This is a genomic window from Aquitalea aquatica, from assembly GCF_013911085.1.
Classification (GTDB): domain Bacteria; phylum Pseudomonadota; class Gammaproteobacteria; order Burkholderiales; family Chromobacteriaceae; genus Aquitalea; species Aquitalea aquatica.
This window is the reverse complement of sequence record NZ_JACERN010000042.1, coordinates 100,394-114,654: the sequence shown is the minus strand read 5'-3', so window position 1 is coordinate 114,654 and position 14,261 is coordinate 100,394. Positions and strand designations below refer to the sequence as shown.

Below are 14,261 nucleotides of genomic sequence, written 5' to 3'. Positions count from 1 at the left end.
GCTGACTCAGCCGAAGCGACAGCGGCGCACCAAGGCGTCGCCGGCTGTTTGCAGGGCTTGTACCAACACCAGCAGCAGGGCCACGGTGACGATCATCACCTCGGTCTGGAAGCGCTGATAGCCATAGCGGATGGCCAGATCGCCCAGGCCGCCGCCGCCAATCACGCCGGACATGGCGGTATAACCCACCAGCGCCACAGCAGTAACGGTAGCCGCGCCGATCAAACCGGGCATAGCCTCAGGCAACAGCACCTTGAACACGATCTGCGGCAGTTTGGCCCCCATGGACTGGCTGGCTTCAATCACGCCACGGTCGATTTCGCGCAGCACGTTTTCCACCAGGCGGCCAAAGAAGGGAATGGCCCCCACCACCAGCGGCACAATGGCACCGGCCACGCCGATGGAGGTACCCACCAGCAGCAGGGTGAGCGGAATCAGCACGATCAGCAAAATGACAAACGGCAGCGAGCGCAGCACGTTCACCAGGAAAGACAGTACCGCATACAGGCGCGGGCGGGCGCGCAGCTGGCCCGGTGCGCTGATGTACAGCAGCACGCCCAGCGGCAGGCCGAACACAATGGTAAACAGCAGGGACACGCCCAGCATGGTCAGGGTATCCAGCGTGGCCCCGCCGATTTCCGGCCAGTCCACCGTCAACAACAGGCTTGGGTCGAATCCGCTCATGCCAGCACCTCGCAACGTACACCCTCGCGGGCAAAAATCTCCGGCAGTGCCGGCAGTTCCACATCAGACGCCACCACGCCCACCAGCAGCTGGCCGCAAGGCGTGTCACGGATTTCGCTCAGGGTGCCGCTCAGCAGATTGACGCGCAGGCCGGTTTCGCGACCCACCTTGTCCAGCACCGGGCTGAGCGTGGGTTCACCAACAAAGGTGAGCTTGAGCAGCGGCACGCCGATACGTGCACGCCAGGCTTCCACCCGTTCGCCCTGACCAAAGCCGGTTTCGGCCAGCAGGCTGCGGGTGACGGCATGCTGCGGCTGTAGGAACACATCCAGCACACTGCCCTTTTCCACCACCTTGCCGTGATCCATCACCGACACGTGGTCGCACAATTGGCGAATCACCCGCATATCGTGGGTGATCAGCACAATGGTGAGGTTAAGCTGACGATTGATGTCGGACAGCAGGGCCAGAATCGAATCGGTGGTTTCCGGGTCCAGCGCGGACGTTGCTTCGTCACACAGCAACAGGTCGGGGTGGTTGGCCAGCGCACGGGCAATGCCCACGCGCTGCTTTTGCCCGCCGGACAATTGCGACGGACGCTTTTCCTTGTGATCGGCGAGGCCCACCAGCTGCAGCAATTCGTCTACCCGCGCGTCCATTTGTGCCGGGCTCAGCGTACCTGCGAGCTCCAGCGGGAAACGCACATTGCCGCCCACGGTGCGCGAACGCAGCAGATTGAAATGCTGGAATACCATGCCGATGCGCTGGCGGCGTTGCTGCAGTGCAGCTTCCGGCAGGGCGGTGAGCTCCTGCTCACCCAGGGTCACGGTGCCGCTATCGGGGCGTTCCAACAGGTTGAGGCAACGAATCAGGGTACTTTTACCGGCCCCCGAGCGGCCGATGATGCCGTAGATTTCGCCGGCGGCCACATGCAGGCTGACATCGTCCAGTGCGGCGATGCGGCGGCCTTCATGGCTGAAATGTTTGCTGAGATTGCGTACTTCTATCATACCGTCTGCGTTCTATCCCCTGCCCTGATCAGGCAGAAAGCGGGTGAGCGACGGGGGATAACCCGTCAGGAGTGGCAAGTCTAGCGGCAGTACGCCCAAACCAAAAATAATAAAAATTTCGTTGTATATCGTTTTAGAGAATATTGGATACAGCAGACAAGTTGCACACCTGCCTGACTGCGCAGGGGGTAATGGCGGACTAGCAAGCCGCCCTGTCAAGCTCAGGCCAGCGTAGCGATGGAGACCTCGGTCGATTTGACAAAAGCCACCACCGGCGAGCCCACCTTCAGTTGCAGCTCCCGCACCGAGCGGGTGGTGATCACCGAGGTAACAATGCCGGATGGGGTTTCCACGTCCACCTCAGACAACACCGGCCCTTCGATGATTTCCTTGATCACGCCCTTGAACTGGTTGCGTACATTAATGGATTGAATGCTCATGCTCTGCTTTCTGTGTAATAGGGTTACAAGGCCCAGTGCAGCTGCGAGAAATGCAGCGACGTGAGCGGTGCTTCATTAATTAGCGGCGTATTGAATGACGGCCCCTGCAACACGCGCTGCAGGATGTGCTGCTCCAGTGCGACGAAGCGCGGGTCGGCATGAGTGCGGCTGCGCGGCAGCTCCACCGGCAAATCCAGCGCCACCCGGCCCTCTTCCAGCAACACCACGCGGTCGGCCAGGGTCACGGCTTCGCTAACATCGTGCGTCACCAGCACCGTGGTGCAGCCATGCTGTTGCCACAGCCGCTCGATCAGGCCCTGCATTTCCAGCCGGGTCAGTGCATCCAGTGCACCCAGCGGCTCGTCCAGCAACAGCAGCGAGGGCTGATGCACCAGCGCCCGTGCCAGTGCCACCCGCTGGCGCTGACCGCCGGACAACCGGGCCGGCCACTCCTGCGCCCGGTCAGCCAACCCTACTTCAGCCAAAGCCTGCTCGGCCTCGCCACGACGACTGGCCGGCAAACCCAGCGCCACATTGTCCAGCACGCTTTTCCATGGCAGCAGGCGGGCTTCCTGAAACATTACCCGCACACTCTGCCCGGCCGGCTGCTGCAACAGGCCGCCATCGGGTTGATCCAGCCCACCCAACAGCCGCAGCAAGGTGCTCTTGCCGCAGCCAGAGCGGCCGACAATGGCCAGGAACTGGCCTTGCGGAATCTGCAAATCCAACTGATCCAGCACCAGTCGTTCGCCAAAGCGCCGGCTGAGGCCCTGCAACAAAATCGGGTTGCCGGTCTTGAGATCATCCAGTTTCATCATGTTCTCCTCAGGCCGCCTTGAAATAGGATGGATGCCAGCGCAGCCAGCGTTTTTCCAGCAAACGGGCCGCCACATCCACCACCTTGCCCAGTGCGGCATACAGCAGGATGGACAGCACCACGATGTCGGTTTGCAGGAATTCGCGGGCATTGGCCGCCAGATAGCCGATGCCGCTGGTAGCCGACAGGGTTTCCGCCACGATCAGGATGATCCAGGCAATGCCCAGTGCGTAGCGTATGCCCACCAGAATCGATGGCAGTGCCCCCGGCAGCACGACCTGGCGGAACAACTCGCGGCCGCTCAAACCGTAGCTGCGCGCCATTTCCAGCAGCTGCGGGTCCAGCGAGCGGATGCCGTGATAGGTATTCAGATACACCGGAAACAGCACGGCAAACGCCACCAGAAACACCTTGGCCGACTCATCAATGCCAAACCACAAGATCACCAGCGGCAGGATGGCCAAGGGCGGGATATTGCGCAGCATCTGCAAGGTGGTATCAAACAGCGCCTCGCCCAGCCGTGACACCCCCGTCAGCAGGCCAAACAACAGGCCAAGGCCGGCACCGATGACAAAGCCGGCCGCCACCCGGGCAAAGCTGACCGCCAGATGGCGGAACAGGTCGCCACTGACCAGCAGTTGCCAGAAGGCCACCAGCACTTCGCTGGGCGCCGGCAAGACCCGGTGATTCAGCCAGCCGGCCAGCGAGGCGATCTGCCAGCCGATCACCAACAACAGCGGCACCAACCAGGGCAGCAGGCCTTGCCACAGCCCACGTGCGAATGAGACAGAACGTGACATGGGAGCTCCTCAGGAGGCCGCCGCCAGGCGGGTCTCATTGGGCAACAGCTGATTGGCCATCACCTCGCCTGCCGGCTGCTGGCCAAGGCTGGCCTGGAGACGGTCCGGCAGATGCGGGAACAGCAGCTCGGCCACGCGATAGGCCTCGTCCAGATGCGGGTAACCGGAGAACACGAAGGTTTCGATGCCCAGCTCGGCGTACTCTTGCATGCGCGCTGCCACGGTGGGGCCATCGCCCACCAGTGCCGTGCCTGCGCCGCCGCGCACCAGGCCGATGCCGGCCCACAGATTGGGCGAAATCTCCAGCTTGTCACGGCTGCCACCATGCAGCGCAGCCATGCGGCGCTGGCCTTCCGAGTCGGCCCGCGCCAGGGTTTTCTGCGCATTGGCGATGGTGGCGTCATCCAGACGGCTGATCAGCCGGTCGGCCGCAGCCCAGGCCTCTTCGTTGGTTTCGCGCACGATGATGTGCAGACGGATGCCAAAGCGCACCGTGCGGCCCAGCTTTGCTGCCCGTGCGCGCACGTCGGCAATTTTCCTGGCTACTTCAGCAGGAGGCTCGCCCCAGCTCAGATAGACATCCACATGCTCGGCAGCCAGATCATGCGCAGCATCCGATGACCCACCAAAGTACAGCGGCGGATACGGCTTGCTCACCGGCGGATACAGCAACTGGGCATCGCTCACCTTGATGTGCTTGCCGTCCAGATTCACCTTGTCACCGGCCAGCACGCCCTTCCAGATATGCAGGAATTCGCTGGCGGCTTCGTAACGTTCGTCATGACTCAGCCAGCTGCCATCACCGGCCAGCTCCACCGGGTCGCCACCGGCCACCACATTCACCAGTAGGCGGCCTTGCGACAGGCGGTCGAAACTGGAAGCCATGCGTGCCGCCACCGTGGGCGACATGATGCCGGGACGTACCGCCACCAGGAATTTCAGCTTGCGGGTAGCCGGAATCAAGGTAGCGGCAGTCACCCACGGGTCTTCGCACGAACGGCCGGTGGGAATCAGTGCTCCATCAAAACCCAGGCTGTCGGCCGCGCGGGCAATCTGGGTGAGGTAGTCCAGGTCCACCGTGCGCGCGCCTTCCGGGCTGCCCAGATAACGTCCGTCACCATGGGTGGGGAAAAACCAGAAAATCTGCATGTCTGTTGTTCCTGTCTTCATTTTGTCTTGTTTTTAATGTGTTCTTGATCTGGGCTCAGGGCTTCCACACCGCGTCCTGCACCTTGATGGCCTTGGGAATCAGGCCCAGTGCGTGGAAGGTGTCGGCCACTTGCTGTTGCTGCTGGATGGTTTTGGCGTTGACGTAGCTGACGCTGTAGTCCGGATGGCGGCTGAGCATGGCGGCATAGGTTTCCGCCTCCAGCCCGGTGTAGCCGGACAGGGTTTTCGCCACTTGCTGCACATCGCCACGCAGCTGCTTATTGTTGTCGGTGAGGGCCTTGAACACGATGGCAATCACCTTCGGGTTAGCCTGGGCAAAGTCACGCGCCGCCAGATAGAAGGTATTGTTGGCACTCAAGCCCTTGCCGCTGGACAACACCCGCACACCACCGGCACGAGTGGCCGCTGCATAGTACGGGTCCCAGATGCTCCAGGCGTCCACGCTACCGCGCTCGAAGGCGGCACGTGCTTCGGACGGGGTCAGGTATACCGGGGTGATGTCGCTGTATTGCAGCCCGGCTTTCTTCAATGCCGCCACCGTCAGATAGTGCGCGCTGGAGCCCTTGGTAAAGGCCACGCGCCTGCCCTTGAGGTCGGCCAGCTTCTTGATGGCCGAACCGGCGGGCACCAGAATGGCCGATGATTCCGGCTTGGACGGTTCCTGGCCGATATACACGATATTGGCTCCGGCAGCCTGGGCGAATACCGGTGGCGAATCACCGGTCATGCCGATGCTGACGCTGCCGGCATTCATGGCCTCCAGAATCGGCGGCCCGGCCTGGAACTCATACCACTTCACCGTCACCCCCAGCGGTGCCAGCTGTTTTTCCAGCGTGCCCTGCGCCTTGAGCGACACCAGATTGATAGCGCTTTTCTGGTAGCCGACATTCAGCTCCAGCGCCTGGGCCGATAGTGAAACGGCAGCCAGCCAGGCGAGGCCCAGTGTTTTCTTCAACAGGGAAATGGCCATGCTGGCGCTCCTTACAGGCTGATCAGCCGGGAAATGAAATCGTTGGCATAGCGCGGCGCATGCGGGGCCGGGGCATTCACCCCCAGCAGCGCGGCGAATTCGTGCACTGCGGTTTGCAGGCGCTGTTCCAGCTCCTCGGCCAGTTCGGCCTCGCCATTGGCATTGGCGCCGATTTGCGACTCCACCGCATACACGCCCTGATGGATGGCGCTGGCCTTGAGTGCCGCCAGCACGGGCTTGATGGAGTAATCCACCGCCAGCAAATGGCCGGGGCTGCCGCCGCTGACCAGTGGCAATACCGGCTTGCCGGCCAGGCCGCCTTCGGGAATCAGGTCCAGCAGCACCTTGAGCGCGCCGGCATAGGCGGCCTTGTACACCGGGGTGGCAATGATCAGGCCGCTGGCCGCGCTGACCCTTTGCTGGAAGTCCTGGATTTGCGGGTGAGAAAACTGGCCATGCAATAGGGCATCAGCCGGAAAATCGTGAATGGACAGGGTTTGCAGCTCGATATCGAGTGCGGCCAGCGCGACACGGCTACGCTCGATCAGGCGGGCGGTACGCGAATTCTTGCTGGGGCTGCCGAGAATGGCGAGAACGGTCATGGGTGGGTTTTCCGCAGTGCGTCATGTCAATGAACAGCACCTTAGCAGAGCCCTTTTATATCCATAACCAAGAATAAATAAACTTGTTAGCAGTAAAAAAGCTAATGAAACAACATGATTTGCTTAGCGTCAGGCTTGCAAAAGCCCGTGCCGATGGCTGTCGGCACGGGCTGGCAGATCAATCGCTCAGGCTTGGGCCTGGTCGCCCTGCCCGTCTTCGCTGGCACTCTCGTCCTTCTTCTCCAGCATTTCTTCCAGTGCTCCTGCGCCCTTGAAACCAGCCACGGCAGCAATGCCCTTGGTCAGGAGACCCGCATCGGGATCCAGCTTCTCCGCAGCTTCCACCGCAGCAATGGCACCGGCTACTTCACCCAGGGTATCCAGCAATCCCATAACCACTCCTTCAAAGTCATTGAAATGAAAATTTATAATGCCTGAAGTCGATGACATGGCAAGCATGCTCGGTTCAAACAGATAAACTGGCAGCAGCAACGAGACCAATCCAGCCACGGTGCCAGGCCAGCGCCGCGTGGCCCAACAGATTGCGCCATGGCCGTCATGGCGGCCTGCAACCACCCTGTCCAAATAGCAGCGCTTGCCGCACAATATCCGCCCAGCCAAGCCGCGAGCCCACCATGCGCCATCATTTGTTGATCATCGACCCCCAGAACGATTTCTGTGACCTGCCGCAATCGGCGCTACCCGTCAGCGGAGCCAATGCCGATCTGCAGCGGCTGGCGCAGCTGATCAGCCATCATGGCACGCAGCTGGACGGCATCACGGTGACGCTGGATAGCCATCATCGCTATGACATCGCCCATCCGGCCTTCTGGCGCGGCCCGCATGGCGAGCAACCGCTGCACACCCAGATCAGCCTGGCAGATGTCGATAGCGGGCACTGGTTGCCGGCCAACCCGGTGCTGCTGGCCGAGGTCCGCGCTTATCTGCAACAGAGCAGCCTGTATGTGTGGCCACCGCACTGCCTGGTCGGTAGCTGGGGACACAATATCCAGCAGGATCTGAACCAGGCATTGCAACAGTGGGAATGCCAGCGACAGCGGGTGATGCAGCTGCTGTTCAAGGGGCTTAACCCGCTGACCGAGCATTTTTCTGCTTTCGAGGCCGATGTGCCGCGTGCCGACGACCCCGCCACCTGTTTCGACAGCCGCCAACTGGCACCACTGCTGGCAGCCGACCATATTCTGATCGCCGGCGAAGCCTTGTCCCACTGCGTGGCCAGCTCGGTACGCAGCCTGCTGCGTCATCTGGGGCCGGACTTCGCCCGCAAACTCATCCTGCTGCAAGACTGTAGTAGCCCGGTGCCAGGATTCGAAAAGCAGGCGGAGGACTTTGTCGCAGAAATCAGCCGACTGGGAGCCCGTCTGCAACACAGCACTACCCTATTTTCCTGAAATTTCACCATGAAAAAGGGCGTGCCCGCTGGCACGCCCTGCTGCTTGCATCGGCACGCTAGCGCATGCCGCAACCATGACTCAATCCCGCTCGACCACCACGGTGGCCGGCTGGTGATGACGCCCCAGATTGAACATCTTGTACACCAGCGATACCGCCAGCAGCAGTCCGCTACCGACAAACAGCGATACGCGGGTATCCGGGTTCACCAGCATGCCGAACAGCACGCACACCAGGAAGGCAATAGTCAGCCAGTTGGTGAAGGGGAACAGGATGGACTTGAAGGGGTGAGCCGCCATCTTGTCACTGTGTGCCAGACGGAAGCGCGCCTGACACACCAGCACCACAAACCAGGGCACCATGCCCGGCAGCACGCTGGCACTGTAGACATATACGAATACACGTTCCGGATTCGGGATGATGTAGTTGAGCGCTGAACCCAGGCCGATACAGGCAATGGTCACCCAAATTGCATTGACCGGTACGCCACCCTTGGACACCTTGGCCAGGAAAGACGGCAACTGCTTGTTCTGCGCCAGGGTATACAGCATGCGGCCACAGCTGTAGATGCCGCTATTGCAGCCGGACAGCGCTGCGGTCAGCACCACGAAGTTGATAACACCCGCTGCGGCGGCAATGCCCACCTTGGCAAAGGTCAGCACGAAGGGGCTGCCGCTGCTGCCAATCTGGTTCCACGGGTAGATGGCCACGATGACGAAGATGGCACCGACATAGAAAATCAGGATGCGCCAGATGATGTTGTTGATGGCGCGCTTGAGCGTAACTTGCGGGTTCTTGGCCTCACCCGCAGTAATGCCTACCAACTCCACCCCCTGGTATGCCGCTACCACCAGGCACAAGGCAAACAGGAAGCCCTGCCAGCCACCGGCAAAGAAACCACTATGCGCGGTGAGGTTGGCAAAGCCGATAGCTGGCATGTCTGCACCACCTACCAGAATCAGCTTCAGCCCCACCAGAATCATCACCACGATGGTGGAGATCTTGATCAGGCCGAACCAGAACTCGAACTCGCCATACAGCCGTACCGCCAGCAGATTGGACGCAGCCAGAATGCCGACAAAGGCAATGGCTGGTACCCACTGTGGCATCGAGGGGAACCAATACTGCACATAAACCCCGGCGGCGGTAATCTCGGAAATACCCACCGCAATCCACATCAGCCAGTAAGCCCAGGCTGTCAGATAACCCCAGTAGGGGCTAAGGTATTTATAGGCGTAATAAGCAAACGAGCCGGCTACCGGTTCGGTATGCAGCATCTCGCCCATGGTGCGCATGATGAAGAAGATAAATACGCCGGCAATGGCATAAGCCAGCAATACCGAAGGCCCCGTCCACTTAAGCGTGCTGGCCGAACCCATGAATAGCCCGACACCGATGGTACCGCCCAGGGCGATCAGCTCGATGTGCCGTGCCTCAAGCCCGCGCTGCAGCTTTTTGTCACCTTGATTTTCTGACACGATGTTTTTCCCGTTGGTTTCACATATTTATTAGCGACTATCAAAGCCGCGACAATATTCTGTCAAGCGGCACGCTGATAATCTTTGATCTAACAACGGGTGAATGCTAACCAGTTCATATATTCGGCGCAACGCGGTTTTTATGGCCATTTGCACAGAAAAGCATTAATTCGAAAATCCGAACACCAATACGTTTATTTATTCGGCAATCCGAATGAATATATTCAAACCAGATTAAAATAATCGTCGCATTTAAAATAACTCCACACCTCCCATTCAAAATCATTCAAGACGGCCAGAAAATTTTTCAGCCATTACCTCACCGCAACAGCAGCAAGCGCAGTTGGCACCAGCCAGCAGCAATTCGCGATACGGAAGCGGTCACAAGGCAGCAGCCAGGCTGGGTACGTATGCCTGATTTTTGCCTATTTCTACAAAACCATGTGGGCAATAGCGGTATTAATCGACCCACACATGCCCAATACAATACTTTCAATACTCATTTTCGTTACCCATAATGACTATTCAGCCGCCATACACGGCATAGCGGGACAAGGGCATGGAAAAACTGGTCGCGGATTTGCTGGAAACCTCTCCCATCGGCATTGCGATTCTGGATAGTCAGCTGTGCTACCAGCACATCAACCGCCGGCTGGCCAACTCCAATGGCCTGCCCGCCAGCCAGCATCTTGGCCGCAAGCCCAGTGACATCCTGCCGCTGGCCGGCCCGGCGCTGGAAGCCATCATGCACAAGGTGATGTGCAGCGGCGTGGCCGAATGCGATTTCGAAGCCAGCGAGGAAATACCACCAGGTTCCGGCCGCATGACCTACTGGAATGCCAGTTACCATCCACGCTTCGACAAGGACGGCAAAGCCTGCGGCATCATCGCCATGGTGGAAGACGTCTCGCTGAAAAAACAGGCGGAAATGGCAATACGCAGCAGCAGCGAACGTATCCGCAAGGTACTGGACGCCCTGTTCACCTTTGTCGGCGTGCTGAGTATCGATGGCGTCCTGCTGGAAGCCAACCGCGCACCACTGGAACAAGCCGGGCTTGATTTGCCCGACGTGCAAGGCAAACCATTCTGGGACTGCTATTGGTGGAATTACCACCCGGACATCCAGTCCGGGCTACGCCAGGCCATCAGTCGCGCAACCACTGGAGAAACCATACGCTACGACGTGGTGGTACGCATGAAGCACGATAGCCGCATGACCATCGACTTCATGCTGACCCCACTCATGGACGATGCGGGACAGATCTGCAACCTGATCGCCTCTGGCATCGACATCACCGCCAGAAAGCAGAACGAGCAGGCCTTGCAGATCAGCGAAACCTATTTTCGCGAAGTAGTGGAGTCCACGCCGGACGGGCTGATGATGGTGGACCCGCACGGTACCATTCGCCTGATCAACACCCGCATGGAGCAGCTGTTTGGCTACAGCCGGCACGAGCTGGTGGGTGAAAAGCTGGACCAACTGTTGCCGGAAGGCTTTCGCAGCCAGCATGGCAGCTATGTCAGCGGCTTCTTCCGCCAGCCCGAAGCGCGCGGCATGGCCAATCGCAAACCCCTGTTTGCCCAGCACCGAGATGGTACGCAATTCCCCTGCGAGATTGGCCTGAATCCGATGCAGGTTGGCGACGAACTGCTGACTCTGGCCTGTATTTCCGATGTCTCCGATCGCTATTACGCCAAGCTGGACCTGGAAAAAGCGCTGCAAGAAAAGACCGTGCTGCTAGGCGAAGTGCATCACCGGGTAAAGAATAATCTGCAGGTGATATCCAGCCTGCTCAGCCTGCAATCGCGCAATGCCACCGCCGAAGTCAATAAAGCCTTGTTGGACAGTCAGAACCATGTGCGCTCGATGGCACTGATTCATCAGCTGCTGTATGAGCGCAATGACTTCTCCCGTATCCCGATGTCGGTGTATATCGAGCGCCTGATCCATCTGCTCCGCGACGTCAGCACCGGTTATGGCAGCCATATCGCCTTCAGCTTTCAGCGCGAGGGCAACGAGGCCTATCTGGAATTACAAAACAGTATTCCCTTCGGGCTGATTCTCAACGAAATCGTGGTCAATGCCTGCAAGCACGCCTTCACGCCCGGCAGCCCCGGCAAGGTGGAAATTCACATGCTCAGTGCCGCTACTGTCGTGCTGCAGATTTACGACAATGGCCAGGGCTGCCCGCCCGGCGTGACGCTGGGCAGCACCACTACCCTGGGCTTTCAGTTACTACCCATGCTGACCGAGCAATTGAAAGCCACCCTCACGCTGCAGACGGCACCAGGCCAGGGCTGCTGCTTCACCCTGACCATTCCAGACCTCATCCGGGAGTAAGCATGGCCCACCGCATCCAGATCGTAGAAGACGAGCGCATCGTGGCGCTGGATCTGAAAATTGCCTTGCAAAGCCTGGGCTTTGAGGTTGTCGCCAACTGCGCCTCCGGCGAAGAAGCCATCCGCAGCGCCAGCGAACTACGGCCCGACCTTATCCTGATGGATATCCATCTGGAGGGCGGCATGCCCGGCACCGAGGCTGCACTGATCATCCGCCAGCAACTGGACATCCCCGTGGTGTATCTGACCGCTTTTGCCGAAGAAAACATTCTGCAGCAGGCCGAAAAAAGTGCGCCATACGGCTATCTGCTCAAACCCTTCGAGCTACGCGAACTGAACGCCACCATCCGCATGGCGCTGGCCTGCCGCACGGCCGAGCTCGAAGTACACAAGCAGCAAAAACTGCTGATGCTGGCAGTGGAAACCGCCCAGCTGGGAATCTGGGAATGGGATCAACAACAATCGCTGTTTACCGGCCAGGGCTACTTCGGCAAAATCACCGGCCTGGCCATGGAGCCACGCCAGGAAAGCGCGCCGCCGTTCATGCGTTTGCTGGAACACGCCGACCAGACCCGGCTGAACCAATTACTGAAAGATCGCGGCCGCGTCGACATGATCACCACCATCACCCCGGACGATGGCGAATCGGTATGGGTGGAAATGTCGGTACAGGAGTACGAGCCACAATGGCAGGAAAGCGCCAAGCAAATCGGTGTGTTGCGTGACATCAGCGAACGTATCAAATCCGAACAGCTGCTGCAGCAAGCCGGTGCGGTGTTCCAGTCCACCGCCGAGGGGATTGTGGTGATCGATGCCGAGCTGCTGGTGAAATCCGCCAATCCGGCATTCTTGCGCATGACCGGTTTTTCCCTGCTGGAAATACTGGGACAAGACATCGACGAACTGCTGCATGTCAAAAAGCACACGCCAGACTTTTACCACAGCATCAGCCAGATGAAAGAGGTAGGGTGGCATGGCGAAGTCATGTGCAAGCGCAAAAATGGCGAGCAGTTCCCCGCCTGGGAACACATCTGCCTGGTGTCTTACGACAATGAATTCCCCTCGCACTACATCATCGGCTGCACCGATGTCAGCTCCATCAAGAAGGCCGAAATCGAGCTCAACCGCATGGCCTTTCATGACGCACTGACCGACCTTGGCAATCGCTATCTGCTGAACGAACAGCTGGCCATCGAACTGCAGCGGGCAGAGCTGAACGGTAGCCGCATGGGCCTGCTGTTCATCGATCTGGATGGTTTCAAACTTATCAATGACGGGCTGGGACACGCCACCGGCGACCAGTTGCTGAAAGTGGTGGCGCAACGCATCCGCGAAACCATACGCCGCTCCGACATTCCGGTACGTTTTGGGGGTGACGAGTTCTTCATCATCTGCCCACACAGCAGCGAAGAAGACTGCACGGCGATTGCCGGGCGCTTGCTGGAAAAGCTGGAGCAGCCAATGCAAGCCCGCGATGAAACCATCGTGGTCACCTGCAGTATCGGCATTGCCATGTACCCGCAGCATGGCCGCACAGCAGAAAAGCTGCTCAGCGCAGCCGACAGCGCCATGTATGAGGCCAAGGAATCCGGCAAGCGGCGCTATTGCACTTTTGATGAATCAATGGCTGAAAAAGTGCACGAACGGCTACGGCTGGAACAGCGCCTGCGCCAGGCGGTGAAGGAGCAACGCTTCCAGCTGCACTACCAGCCACTGATCCGGGTTGAGGACAGCGTGCTGATCGGCTTCGAAGCCCTGCTGCGCTGGCGGGATGGCGAACAAGACATTCCACCAGCCCATTTCATTCCGGTGGCTGAGGAATGCGGGCTGATTCAGGAAATCGGTAGTTGGGTGCTGCAACAGGCCTGCCTCGAAGCACAGCGCTGGAACACCACCTTTCACTATCCGCTCAAGGTGGCAGTCAATGTGTCGGTCATGCAGTTTGTCGAAGCGGATTTTCGCCAGCGAGTGGCCGCCGTGCTGGAGGATTCCGGCCTGCCACCCCACCTGCTGGAACTAGAAATCACCGAAAGTGTGCTGCAGTCACTGGAAGACAGCAAACGCATACTAAAAGAACTGAAAGCAGTAGGCGTATCGGTCGCCATCGACGACTTCGGCACCGGCTATTCGTCCATGGCGGTGCTGAAAGATCTGGCAGTCGACCGGCTGAAAATAGACCGTTCCTTCATTTGCAACACACCGACACTCAGCCAGGACTCCGCCGTATGCAAGGCCATCATCATGCTAGCCAAAAGCCTGATGCTGGGTATCACTGCCGAAGGCGTCGAGCTGATCGAACAAGTCGCCTTTCTACGCGAAAACGGCTGTGACACCTTCCAGGGCTATTTCTACTCACGGCCACTGAATGCCACGGCCTTGGAAGACTATCTGCAGCAGTACTTTGCCGGAGAAACCACCACGACAAGCTGCCACAAGACAAGGACAGCCCCGCGACGCAACAAAACCAAACCTACATAGCAGCTTGCTAACTGGCAGCAAGCCGCTGCTGAACTAGCCACATGTCCGCAAGACAGCAG

The 14,261-nt window shown here is 59.2% G+C and carries 13 protein-coding genes and 1 pseudogene; 3 read left to right on the top strand and 11 right to left on the bottom strand.

Annotation, left to right across the window (positions count from 1 at the left end; all coding sequences use genetic code 11):
* Window positions 1–6: 6 nt before the first annotated feature.
* The 10 genes and pseudogenes from H2Z84_RS18215 to H2Z84_RS18175 form a co-directional block, all read right to left on the bottom strand.
* On the bottom strand, window positions 7–684 hold the full coding sequence (locus tag H2Z84_RS18215) for a methionine ABC transporter permease (RefSeq protein WP_181837210.1): 678 nt from the start codon (window positions 682–684) through the stop codon (window positions 7–9).
* Window positions 681–911, bottom strand: a complete 231-nt coding sequence (locus H2Z84_RS21610) for an NIL domain-containing protein (protein WP_374556928.1) — start codon at window positions 909–911, stop codon at window positions 681–683. Before H2Z84_RS21610 ends, H2Z84_RS18215 begins: the two co-directional genes overlap by 4 nt.
* 51 nt (window positions 912–962) lie before the next feature.
* Window positions 963–1,694: pseudogene (locus tag H2Z84_RS18210) on the bottom strand (methionine ABC transporter ATP-binding protein); the annotation flags it as partial.
* Between the two features lie 221 nt (window positions 1,695–1,915).
* On the bottom strand, window positions 1,916–2,134 hold the full coding sequence (locus H2Z84_RS18205; protein ID WP_103525746.1) for a TOBE domain-containing protein: 219 nt from the start codon (window positions 2,132–2,134) through the stop codon (window positions 1,916–1,918).
* 23 nt (window positions 2,135–2,157) lie between these two features.
* On the bottom strand, window positions 2,158–2,949 hold the full coding sequence (locus tag H2Z84_RS18200; protein WP_258869477.1) for an ATP-binding cassette domain-containing protein: 792 nt from the start codon (window positions 2,947–2,949) through the stop codon (window positions 2,158–2,160).
* A 10-nt stretch (window positions 2,950–2,959) separates the two neighbouring features.
* Window positions 2,960–3,751, bottom strand: a complete 792-nt coding sequence (gene ssuC, locus H2Z84_RS18195) for an aliphatic sulfonate ABC transporter permease SsuC (RefSeq protein WP_181837207.1) — start codon at window positions 3,749–3,751, stop codon at window positions 2,960–2,962.
* A 9-nt stretch (window positions 3,752–3,760) separates the two neighbouring features.
* Window positions 3,761–4,900: an FMNH2-dependent alkanesulfonate monooxygenase gene (gene ssuD / locus H2Z84_RS18190; protein ID WP_181837206.1), complete on the bottom strand. Its 1,140-nt coding sequence runs from the start codon at window positions 4,898–4,900 to the stop codon at window positions 3,761–3,763.
* Between the two features lie 55 nt (window positions 4,901–4,955).
* The gene (locus H2Z84_RS18185) at window positions 4,956–5,891 is read right to left on the bottom strand and encodes a sulfonate ABC transporter substrate-binding protein (protein WP_181837205.1); all 936 of its coding nucleotides are present in this window, start codon (window positions 5,889–5,891) and stop codon (window positions 4,956–4,958) included.
* 11 nt (window positions 5,892–5,902) lie between these two features.
* Window positions 5,903–6,493: an NADPH-dependent FMN reductase gene (gene ssuE, locus H2Z84_RS18180; RefSeq protein WP_181837204.1), complete on the bottom strand. Its 591-nt coding sequence runs from the start codon at window positions 6,491–6,493 to the stop codon at window positions 5,903–5,905.
* Between the two features lie 186 nt (window positions 6,494–6,679).
* Window positions 6,680–6,886: a hypothetical protein gene (locus H2Z84_RS18175; protein ID WP_181837203.1), complete on the bottom strand. Its 207-nt coding sequence runs from the start codon at window positions 6,884–6,886 to the stop codon at window positions 6,680–6,682.
* Window positions 6,887–7,128: 242 nt separating this feature from the next.
* Between H2Z84_RS18175 and H2Z84_RS18170 the strand changes: the two genes are divergently transcribed.
* Entirely contained in the window at window positions 7,129–7,905 is a 777-nt protein-coding gene (locus H2Z84_RS18170; RefSeq protein WP_181837202.1) for a cysteine hydrolase family protein, read from the top strand.
* Window positions 7,906–7,986: 81 nt separating this feature from the next.
* Here the strand turns inward: H2Z84_RS18170 and H2Z84_RS18165 are convergent, their stop codons facing one another.
* Window positions 7,987–9,384 carry an amino acid permease gene (locus H2Z84_RS18165; protein ID WP_181837201.1) on the bottom strand — a complete coding sequence of 466 codons (1,398 nt, stop codon included), beginning with the start codon at window positions 9,382–9,384 and terminating at the stop codon, window positions 7,987–7,989.
* A 559-nt stretch (window positions 9,385–9,943) separates the two neighbouring features.
* On the opposite strand from H2Z84_RS18165, the gene H2Z84_RS18160 reads away from it, so the two are divergent.
* Both H2Z84_RS18160 and H2Z84_RS18155 read left to right on the top strand, forming a co-directional pair.
* Window positions 9,944–11,725 carry a PAS domain S-box protein gene (locus tag H2Z84_RS18160; protein ID WP_181837200.1) on the top strand — a complete coding sequence of 594 codons (1,782 nt, stop codon included), beginning with the start codon at window positions 9,944–9,946 and terminating at the stop codon, window positions 11,723–11,725.
* Window positions 11,726–11,727: 2 nt separating this feature from the next.
* The gene (locus tag H2Z84_RS18155; protein ID WP_181837199.1) at window positions 11,728–14,202 is read left to right on the top strand and encodes a two-component system response regulator; all 2,475 of its coding nucleotides are present in this window, start codon (window positions 11,728–11,730) and stop codon (window positions 14,200–14,202) included.
* The last annotated feature ends 59 nt before the right edge of the window (window positions 14,203–14,261 follow it).

Excerpts from the sequence above, each read along its gene's own strand:
- H2Z84_RS18205 (WP_103525746.1), bottom strand. The coding sequence starts at position 2,134 with ATGAGCATTCAATCCATTAATGTACGCAACCAGTTCAAGGGCGTGATC.
- ssuD (WP_181837206.1), bottom strand. The coding sequence starts at position 4,900 with ATGCAGATTTTCTGGTTTTTCCCCACCCATGGTGACGGACGTTATCTG.
- H2Z84_RS18215 (WP_181837210.1), bottom strand. The coding sequence starts at position 684 with ATGAGCGGATTCGACCCAAGCCTGTTGTTGACGGTGGACTGGCCGGAA.
- H2Z84_RS18200 (WP_258869477.1), bottom strand. The coding sequence starts at position 2,949 with ATGAAACTGGATGATCTCAAGACCGGCAACCCGATTTTGTTGCAGGGC.
- ssuE (WP_181837204.1), bottom strand. The coding sequence starts at position 6,493 with ATGACCGTTCTCGCCATTCTCGGCAGCCCCAGCAAGAATTCGCGTACC.
- ssuC (WP_181837207.1), bottom strand. The coding sequence starts at position 3,751 with ATGTCACGTTCTGTCTCATTCGCACGTGGGCTGTGGCAAGGCCTGCTG.
- H2Z84_RS18160 (WP_181837200.1), top strand. The coding sequence starts at position 9,944 with ATGGAAAAACTGGTCGCGGATTTGCTGGAAACCTCTCCCATCGGCATT.
- H2Z84_RS18175 (WP_181837203.1), bottom strand. The coding sequence starts at position 6,886 with ATGGGATTGCTGGATACCCTGGGTGAAGTAGCCGGTGCCATTGCTGCG.
- H2Z84_RS18155 (WP_181837199.1), top strand. The coding sequence starts at position 11,728 with ATGGCCCACCGCATCCAGATCGTAGAAGACGAGCGCATCGTGGCGCTG.
- H2Z84_RS18185 (WP_181837205.1), bottom strand. The coding sequence starts at position 5,891 with ATGGCCATTTCCCTGTTGAAGAAAACACTGGGCCTCGCCTGGCTGGCT.
- H2Z84_RS18170 (WP_181837202.1), top strand. The coding sequence starts at position 7,129 with ATGCGCCATCATTTGTTGATCATCGACCCCCAGAACGATTTCTGTGAC.